This window comes from Mycoplasma sp. HU2014 (assembly GCF_001199495.1).
Taxonomy (GTDB): domain Bacteria; phylum Bacillota_I; class Bacilli_A; order Mycoplasmatales; family Mycoplasmataceae; genus Mycoplasma.
This window is the reverse complement of the sequence record NZ_LFYS01000023.1, coordinates 1-9,450: the sequence shown is the minus strand read 5'-3', so window position 1 is coordinate 9,450 and position 9,450 is coordinate 1. Positions and strand designations below refer to the sequence as shown.

Below are 9,450 nucleotides of genomic sequence, written 5' to 3'. Positions count from 1 at the left end.
AAAAAGTATTTTATGAAGACAAATATTATTATTGTTTTAGAGATGTTAAAAGAGCATTCAAAGAAGAACACGACTTTATGTCAAGCAAAAAATTCTCAAAAGAAAGATATGACAAAATGAAACACAAATTTGGCACTATCGCATATGTTTCTGACCAAGACATAACATGTCAAGAAGCCTTGAATATGTATAAGCAAAGATGGGAAATTGAACTTGTTAATGACTTTTACAAAAACACTTTGGAACTTGATTCAGTTAAAGTTCATGATGATTTAAGTGTTTATGCAGATGAATTTATCAATATGCTTACATTAATTATTGGTTATAGAATTAAAAATAAATTTGAAGATGCAGGTTTATTTAAAACTAAAACATATAGAGAAATAATGAAAATTTTTAAACAATATAAAAAAGTTCAAATACCAGATAAACCTGATATTTGATACTTAACAAGAGTTGCTAAAAAGAATGAAGAGATAATAAACAAGGTCTTATATAGTTAATTTTTTGGGAAAGTTTTATATAATAGAACTAAAAGAAGGTTGAGTTTTTGATACAAAAAAAGTTACTGGAGAATATGAACAGTTAATACAATTTCAAAATGAAATATCTAAATCTGTAAGTTTCAGAACAAAAATTTTTATTTGTAGTTTCAATAATGATAATAAGGAAGAAATTTTCTTAGGTTTAAAAAGTAGAGTTCCTATGGAACATATTATGACAGGTAGAGAATTTTGTGATTTATTAAGCATAAATAGACAAGATATTGAAAACGAAAGAAAAATAGATACTAAAAAAATCTAAAATTTTTTGTTAGAAAACTTTTAGAAATCGATGACGTTAGAACAGAAATAATTAACGAATTGTCAAACTATGAATAACCAAAGCATCAATTTATTATGTACGAATTCGGCAAGATGTATTAGAAGATAGTGAAAACTACGAATGTGATGCATGTAAAATACTATTTAGTAATATTTGAACTATTTAGTAATATTCCAGAAACTATTTAGTAATATTTGAACTATTTAGTAATATTTGAACTATTTTCAAATGGTTGTTATAATTTTAAAGAAATAAGGGTGCTGTAAAAAGCTGAGATTATACCTATTAGCAGATCATGGTAATGCATAAAACATTTCTATTTATAAAATGCCCTTATTTAGACAAGAATAAAAAGATAAACAGGGGTGATATATTTAACATGAAAAATACACCAGGAGAAGCCTTAAGAACCTATTTTAATGGCACAGTATTTACATTTGAAATTATTGGAGTATTTTTATTAATATTTTTTGTATTTGCAATCAAGTTACTATCAATAATTTTAAAAAAACATAATAATAAATTATTTTTATCAGTAGGATTTACTTTAGCAACAGCGTTAGCGTTTTTCTTACCTTATGCTTTTGCAAGTATTATTTCTAAAACTGCTATTGCACCATTTTTAAATCCTATGATTGTTTTGTTTAAATCAGTGCTTATAGGATTTGGAAAATCAGGTCAAGATGCTATTGGTTTTACAGGTGGTATGCTAACTAAAGGTATGTCTTATATATTTGCTGGACAATTAATTGGAGCAATTTTAGGTTTTGCTACTTTTTTAGCATTCTTTTATGGAGTAAAAAGAACATATAAAAATAAAGCTGATTATGAATCACTACATAACACAACAATTAGATCATTTTTTGAAACAAAAAGTGAACTTTCAACATTAGGATTTACTATTAAAGAATTTATTTTCATAACTTCTTTAATTATTGTAATGCCTTTAATTTCAATGATTGATCACGGTATTTATAAAATTGATATGTTTGAAATTCTTTTAATTGAATTATTTGTTATATGAGTAATTTTATTCATATCATCATTTTTTGAATACTTTTCATTCCACTTATTTTTCCCAATATTAGATATTGTTTTCAAAACAGTTAACTTTGTTTTATTAGACAAAGAAGTTAAAAAACAAGAGTTAAAAGGTTTTTTAACAGAACTATTAAAACTATTATTAGTAGTTATTTTTTCTATAATTATTCCTATAGTAATAGGATTTATATGTATATTAATTAAAATGCAAACAGGAGTCGTTATTTCACTTGCATAGAAAGGTATTATAGATATGAAGTTATTAACAAAGTTATTTTTACCATTACTATCTAGTACGGTTGTAATACCTTCTGCTTTAGCTGTTGTTTCTTGTTATGGTCCAACATTTAAAAACTCATTAACTGAAGCAGAACAATTAAATCAAATTAATATTTTGTCTGAAATTAATAAATATTTTGAAAAGCACGATCACAGTGAAGAATTAGTAAAATTCACCGATCCTCAAGCAAGTGGTCAGACAGTTGAATTTGGAAATATAATGAAAAACAACTATGCTGCTAAGTATATAAAATTCGATGAAGATAGATTCAAACAGATTGTTAAAGAAAAATTAGGTCTATCAGATAATTATGTAAAAGAATTAAGGTTTGATGTAGATTACACAAATATAATCAGAGATTTTTCTAATAACTTTGATGTGGTGTTTCCTGTAAGAGTAAGAAGAGACTTAGAAAGTCATAAAAGAGCAAATTATTCTCCATTTTCTGATGGTCTATTTTCTGAACAAATCATTAATTTTAAATTAAAAAACGTTAAACCAACAGCAGTAGAAAAAATCAAACTTGATGATTTAAAACCAGTATATGAAAAATTAAAAACATTAGATAGATCTGAGTTTAGTGCAGAAATAAACAACCGTGATTTATCTGAAGAAATTAAAACAACTATTAAAGAATGAGGAATTCATGATCTAAGTTCTAAACAACTAGAATCAATTTTTAAAATTAAAATTGAAGAATTTGACAAACTTAAAACAGAATTTACAAAAGAAAACATAAAGTTTGAATTTAAAGCTACAATTTTTGATATAGATTTTTCTGATTCAAACTTATCATTCAATGAAGGCTATTTAAAAGTAAGATTAGCTGCTAGAGTATTAGAAAAAAACAAACAACAAGCAGAAACTGGAATCACATCATTTATTAAATTTAAATTTGATCAAAAAGATGAGTTTTGAAATGATCTAAAATTAAATGAAATGATCAAAGTTAACACTATTAAATTTGGTGAATTAAACACCGATTTTTCTGAAATTAATAAAAACAACTTACATATTAAATTTGATAAAGATAAATTCAAAAAGGTGAATATAGTCGAAATAAATAAAGGTACCAACTTTAGAAATGCTAATCTTGTTTTAGACATATTAACAAAGGAAAATAAACAAATTACCTTAAACAAAACAATTGGTATTAAAAAATATGCAAACTTATATAAAGAAGAGTTTTTAAAAGAAAACATTAAATCTCCAAATTTTGCAACTGAACAAATAACTCAAGAAAACCTAAAATCCATTAATAAAGATTTCTTTAGGCAATTTAATTCTGAGTTGTTTTCAGGAGGTTATGGAAGGTCTAGAGGATTTTATGGTGCTAATATAAAAACCCCTGTTTTTATGCATTTTGGAGAAGATTATATAGCTAATGATTATCAGGCCGTGTTGATGCCTTATGATGGTGAAATTATTGCAGCATATGAATTAACTTCAAAAATTCCATTTAGTGGAGTAGGAACAGTTCTGGTTGCCAGAATTCCAGTTAAAAATTTAGATTGATCGCCAAAAGAAATTGAAATACAATTAAATGATAATAATGATGCTATTTACATGTCATTCTTACATTTAGATGCGGCGAGAACATTGAATAATGATGAATTCGGTTGAGCTTCTGAAACTGCTAAACTATCAGGAGATAGAGTTATAAAAGTAGTAAGAAATGTTACTCCAGAAAAGCCTCAAGCAGTTAAAAAAGACACTATTATAGGTTATTTAGGAGACAATGAATCAAACGGTGGATGAATGAGTCATGCCCACATTAACTTATACACAAGAAGGGTTAATTATTTATCATTAAACTATTTCTCAACACCAGTTACAAGCCCTGCATTAAGTGATAGAGATATAAAAAGATATCACTCAGAGAAACCTGATGGTACTGTCAATTGAAGTGCTATAGGAAATACTGGAGTACAACAATCACTTGAAGGTTCTTCAGACAAATTCCCAGCTATCATTAATAAAGTAGATCCAAAAACTGGAGAAGAAATAAAAGATGAGCAAGGAAAATCTATAAGATTAAATGAGATTGCACTATATGTAAAAAATCTAAGTATGGCAAATCTTGAAAAAACAAAAGGTTATGCTAACCCTAACTTAGTTTACAGACTAAGAGACGATAAATCTGTTTCATTTGATGTTAGAAAAGCTAATAACATAACTTAGTAATTAGTGTTATAAAATCATTAAACTCACAAATATGTTTGTGAGTTTTTGTATTTTACGGTTACTTAAAATTTAATCTTTTTATATTTACTATATAAAGATGAAATAAAATTATTTATGATTATATTAATATATACTTAAAAAACAAAAGGAGAGAATCTATGAAAATTTTAGCTATTGAATCAAGTTGTGATGAATTTTCTATATCAATTATTGATAATGGAAAAATACTAACAAACATAATTTCATCTCAAATTAAAAATCATCAAGAATTTGGTGGTGTTGTTCCTGAATTAGCTGCAAGATTACATGTTCAAAATTTAAATTGAGTATTACAAGCAGCAATAAAAGAAGCGAATATAAATATAGATGAAATTGATTATGTAGCATACACTCAAAAACCGGGATTAATTGGTTCTTTAATTATTGGAAAATTAGTAGCTGAAACAATTAGTTTATATATTAATAAACCGATATTAGCTTTAGATCATATCCAAGGTCATATTTATGGAGCAAGTATTGAACATGAGTTTGTTTATCCTGTTCTAGCTATGGTAGTTTCTGGTGGTCATACTCAAATTGAATTAGTTAATTCTCCATTTGATTTTCAAATTATAGGTTCTACTTCTGATGATGCAATTGGTGAGTGTTATGATAAAGTAGCTAGAGTATTAGGTTTATCTTATCCAGGCGGTCCAATATTAGATAAATTAGCTATCAAAGGAAATAAAAACGCTTATGTCTTACCAATAGCTAAAAATGATAATTCATATGACTTCTCTTATTCAGGATTAAAAACAGCATGTATAAATTTAATTCATAATTTAAAACAAAAAAATGAAAAAATAAATTTAGAAGATTTTGTAGCAAGTTTTCAATATGCAGCAACAAGTATTATAGAAAAAAAATTAGAAAAAGCTATTATAGAATTTAAACCTAAAACATTAACTGTTGCTGGTGGAGTTAGTGCTAATAGTCAAGTAAGAAAAATAATTTTAGAGCTAGGAGAAAAATATAATATAAAAAATACATTTGTTCCTAAAATGAGTTATTGTACAGATAATGCTGCGATGATGGCTAAATTAGCTTATGAAAAATTAACTAATAAACAAAACTAATATAGTAAAAAAACTAGTAAGTAGGTGAAGATATGAAAAGTAAAGAAAGAAGAAAAATATTAAGAAAAGCAGGAGATAATAATTTTAAAGCTTTAAATAAATCTTTTATTGAGTTTTATACTTTATTAGAAAAATCGGTATTTTATAGAAAAAATAAAAAAAGAAAATACATTTATATGAATCCTGAAATTAGTAAAATGAATAAAATCATGAGACTATATTTCAAAAAACCTCAACTAACTTTTGAAATTAATGATAATATCGCTCCTATTAGATTTGAAACTCAAGATGGTGTTGTGATTAGTGGATTAAAATATATAACTGATCCTAAATCAAAAAAATGAATCATAAGTTGTCATTGATTTACAGGTCATAAATATTGAAGTTTATATTGAGCTAAAGCTTTTATTGAACTAGGTTATAATATTTTAGTTTTTGATTTTAGAAATCACGGTGAATCTGATTCAACTGAACTTATAAGTTTAGGATTATTAGAAAGTAAAGATTTACTTGCTGCAATTAAATATTTAACTGATAATGAAAAACCTCAAACTATAGGACTATTAGGTATGAGTATGGGTGCTTATGTAATTAACTATTTAACAGTTACCCAACAAGAATTTTTAAAAAAACATAAAATTAAATTTGCAATTAGTGAATCAGCTTATGGTTCAGTCGAAACATTACTATCTAAAATTTGAAGACCAAGAATTAGAAGATTTTTCAATAAAAAAATGAACAATAAAATAATTTCTGACATTTTAAAATCACAAGAAAAGGCAACTTTATATGATTGAACAGAGATGAACATTTTTGATAAATATGAAAAAGAAAATGTTAAACCTGCTCAAATTCCTATTTTATTTATTCACGGTAATAATGATCGATACACTTCATCGAGTGATACAACTAGATTGTTTATTAATAGATCTAGAACTATAAAAAATGATGAACTTTTAATTTATAACTTTTGTGGACATTGTAATTCATTAAAAGAACATTACAATCAAACAGTTTATAGATGATTAAAATTTGAAAATAAAATTATAAATGATGATAATGCCACTAAAAAAGCATTAGAAAAATTAGGTATTGTTGATAAAATTATTGAAAATAATTTTAATGAAAGTTTAGAAATATCAACTTTCTATTTTAAAGAAGAATAATAAGAGGTGTTATATGTCATTAAAAAATATTAAGTTAATTGTAACTGATTTAGATGGAACAGTTTTAGAGAATGGTCAATTAGCAAATAATATCGATGTTGAAGTTTTTAAACAAGCTAATCAAAAAGGTGTTTATACAACTATAGCAACTGGTCAACCTTATGTATCAGCAAAATCAAAAGCAGATTTATTTAATATAGTTGATCATGTTGATTTATTTGTTCTATCTAATGGTTCAGTTGTTTCAAAAGTAAGCAAATTTGATCCAATTTATATAAATTCAATTCCAAGTAATATAGTTAATAAAATTGTTAAAAAATTAACTGAATTAAGTATATGTGCTGTTATTTTTACAGCTACTATTAACGATGTTTATTGAAACAATATTCCTTTTACAGTTGAAAGTATGAATCAAAGAAATTGATTTGAAAGATTTAATAAAACAATTTGTTCAACAAATGATTTTGAGTTTAAAGATGCTGTGCAAATTATGAGTTTTGTTGAACAAGAAAAAGAACAAGAACTACAAAATTGATTTGATCAAGAAAATATGAATCAATATGTAACATTCATGAAAAGTGATATTGAAACTACACCTATTTATGAATTTACTAACATAACAGCTACTAAGGGAAATGCGATTGAAAAAATGGCTGAAATTTTAAACATAAAAAAAGACGAAATCGCTATTTTTGGTGATAATATAAACGATATAAGTATGTTTGAAAAAATTCCTAATTGTGTTGCTGTTGGTAATGCGGTTGATGAAATTAAACATAAAGCAAAATATATTACTGATACTAATCTAAATGGTGGTGTTGGTAAATTTATCAAAAAACATATATTGGAGGATTAAAATTTATGGAATTAAAAGAAATATTTCAACAATATGAAAAATTAGCTGACACCAAAGTAAGTGTTTTAGCTAGAGTTAGATCAAACAGACAAGGAAAAGCTGTTTCATTTATGGTTTTAAATGATGGAACAACATTAAACGATGTACAAGTTGTTTACAAACCTGAAATTAAAGGATATGAAGATGCTCAAAATGCTAGAGTTAGTTCAATTGTAGAAGTTACAGGAAAATTAATTTTAACACCAAATAATCAACAAGCTTTTGAAATTCAAGCCGAATCAATTGAATTATTAGATCAAGCAATTGAAGATTATCCACTACAAAAAAAAGAACACTCAACAGAATTTTTACGTGAAATTGCACACTTAAGAGCAAAAACAAAAACATTTAATGCAATTTTTAGAATTCGTTCAACTGCTGCTTTTGCAATTAACAAATTCTTTAATGATAAAAATTTCGTTTTAGTACATTCTCCAATTATTACAGGAAATGATGCTGAAGGAGCTGGTGAAGCATTCTTAGTAACAACTCGTGAAGATGGAAATTATGAACAAGATTTCTTTGGTAAAAAAGCAAGTTTAACAGTTTCAGGACAATTACATGCTGAAGCTTTTGCTCAAGCATTTAGAAAAGTTTATACATTTGGACCAACATTTAGAGCTGAAAACTCAAACACTGCAAAACACGCTGCAGAATTTTGAATGATCGAACCCGAAGTAGCATTTGCTGATTTAAAAGATAATATTGCATTAATTCAAGATATGGTTAAATACGTAATTAATTATGTATTTGAAAAAAACTCAGAAGAATTAGAATTTTGTGACAAAAACTTAGAACAAGGATTAATTGATAAATTAAATAGTGTTAGAAATTCTGAATTCAAAGTTACAACATACTCAGAAGCTATTGAAATTCTAAAACAAGCTGTAGCAAATGGACACAAATTTGAAGAATCAAGCATTGAATTTGGATTAGATTTAGGAACAGAACACGAAAGATTTATTTGTGAACAAGTTAATAAAGCTCCAACATTTGTTACAAATTATCCAAAAGACATTAAAGCATTTTACATGAAACAAAATGATGATGGCAAAACAGTTGCAGCAGTTGATCTACTAGTTCCTGGAATTGGTGAATTAGTTGGAGGAAGTCAACGTGAGGATAACTTTGAAAAATTAGTTCAAAGATGTAAAGAAATGAACGTTGATGTTGATCAATTAGAATGATACAACAATTTAAGACAATACGGATACTACAAATCAGCTGGATTTGGATTAGGATTTGAAAGACTAATTATGTACATTACAGGTGCATCAAACATTAGAGATGTTATTGCCTTTCCAAGAACTCCAAGAAACTTGTTATTCTAATGATAGAAATGATTCTTATGAATCATTTTTTATTTAAAACCAAACTAATATAATTGCTGTCGTGGGTTTTTAAACAAAATGAACCTTTAAATTTTTAAGTTATAATAATCTTATCAAAGGAAATTAGAAAATTAAACTAATCCAATAAGCCTAATTTTTCTTTGAGTTCGAATGATATGCGATAACATTCATTCTTAACACCTGAGACAAGTCCTGATAGTTCATCGACTACTTCACTGGGCAATCCACTTGGGTGTTTTTTAATGCTGTTAAGAGTCTTATCTAATACAGTATGAATCCATCTCGTTTTATTTATTGTTCCTAGGGTTTTTAAATCATGTTTTCTTTCTTCATCTAATTGTTTTCTTTTTGCTATATCAGCTATTCCTCAATCATGAGATCCTTTTTCTAATATTTCAGCTTTAAAACGCATAGTTTCTGTTCTAAAGTAGAACTTCTCATCTGCACCTATAACAAATTCAATACTTTCTTTTTTGTTGAACTTATATCTCTTCCCATTTTCATCAAATGCAGCATAATAATTTTTTTGATATTCAACCACTCCATTCATAATTTTTCTTTTAATAGGTATGTCAAAGAAGGATTCAACCGC

General features: G+C 26.2%; 9 protein-coding genes. 8 read left to right on the top strand and 1 reads right to left on the bottom strand.

Features of this window, described 5'->3' with window-relative positions; all coding sequences use genetic code 4:
• From AB668_RS01300 to asnS, 8 genes are all read left to right on the top strand, one after another.
• Nucleotides 1–503 (top strand): transposase (locus tag AB668_RS01300; RefSeq protein WP_327138673.1); only part of this gene is annotated, 503 nt, incomplete at its 5' end.
• Nucleotides 504–507: 4 nt separating this feature from the next.
• Nucleotides 508–804 carry a hypothetical protein gene (locus tag AB668_RS01295; RefSeq protein ID WP_050517285.1) on the top strand — a complete coding sequence of 99 codons (297 nt, stop codon included), beginning with the start codon at nucleotides 508–510 and terminating at the stop codon, nucleotides 802–804.
• Nucleotides 805–1,204: 400 nt separating this feature from the next.
• Complete coding sequence (locus AB668_RS01290) at nucleotides 1,205–2,104, top strand: MAG4940 family membrane protein (RefSeq protein WP_050517284.1); 900 nt, start codon at nucleotides 1,205–1,207, stop codon at nucleotides 2,102–2,104.
• A gap of 15 nt (nucleotides 2,105–2,119) precedes the next feature.
• A complete protein-coding gene (locus AB668_RS01285; protein ID WP_050517283.1) occupies nucleotides 2,120–4,327 on the top strand; it encodes an MSC_0775 family lipoprotein in 2,208 nt (735 codons plus the stop codon).
• 161 nt (nucleotides 4,328–4,488) lie between these two features.
• On the top strand, nucleotides 4,489–5,445 hold the full coding sequence (tsaD, locus tag AB668_RS01280; protein WP_050517282.1) for a tRNA (adenosine(37)-N6)-threonylcarbamoyltransferase complex transferase subunit TsaD: 957 nt from the start codon (nucleotides 4,489–4,491) through the stop codon (nucleotides 5,443–5,445).
• 32 nt (nucleotides 5,446–5,477) lie between these two features.
• Entirely contained in the window at nucleotides 5,478–6,611 is a 1,134-nt protein-coding gene (locus AB668_RS01275) for an alpha/beta hydrolase (RefSeq protein ID WP_050517281.1), read from the top strand.
• Nucleotides 6,612–6,624: 13 nt separating this feature from the next.
• On the top strand, nucleotides 6,625–7,467 hold the full coding sequence (locus AB668_RS01270; protein ID WP_050517280.1) for an HAD family hydrolase: 843 nt from the start codon (nucleotides 6,625–6,627) through the stop codon (nucleotides 7,465–7,467).
• 5 nt (nucleotides 7,468–7,472) lie between these two features.
• A complete protein-coding gene (asnS, locus tag AB668_RS01265; protein WP_050517279.1) occupies nucleotides 7,473–8,837 on the top strand; it encodes an asparagine--tRNA ligase in 1,365 nt (454 codons plus the stop codon).
• Between the two features lie 136 nt (nucleotides 8,838–8,973).
• Here asnS and AB668_RS05680 read toward each other — a convergent pair.
• Nucleotides 8,974–9,450: hypothetical protein (locus AB668_RS05680; RefSeq protein ID WP_235443316.1), on the bottom strand; the 477-nt coding region annotated here is incomplete at its 5' end.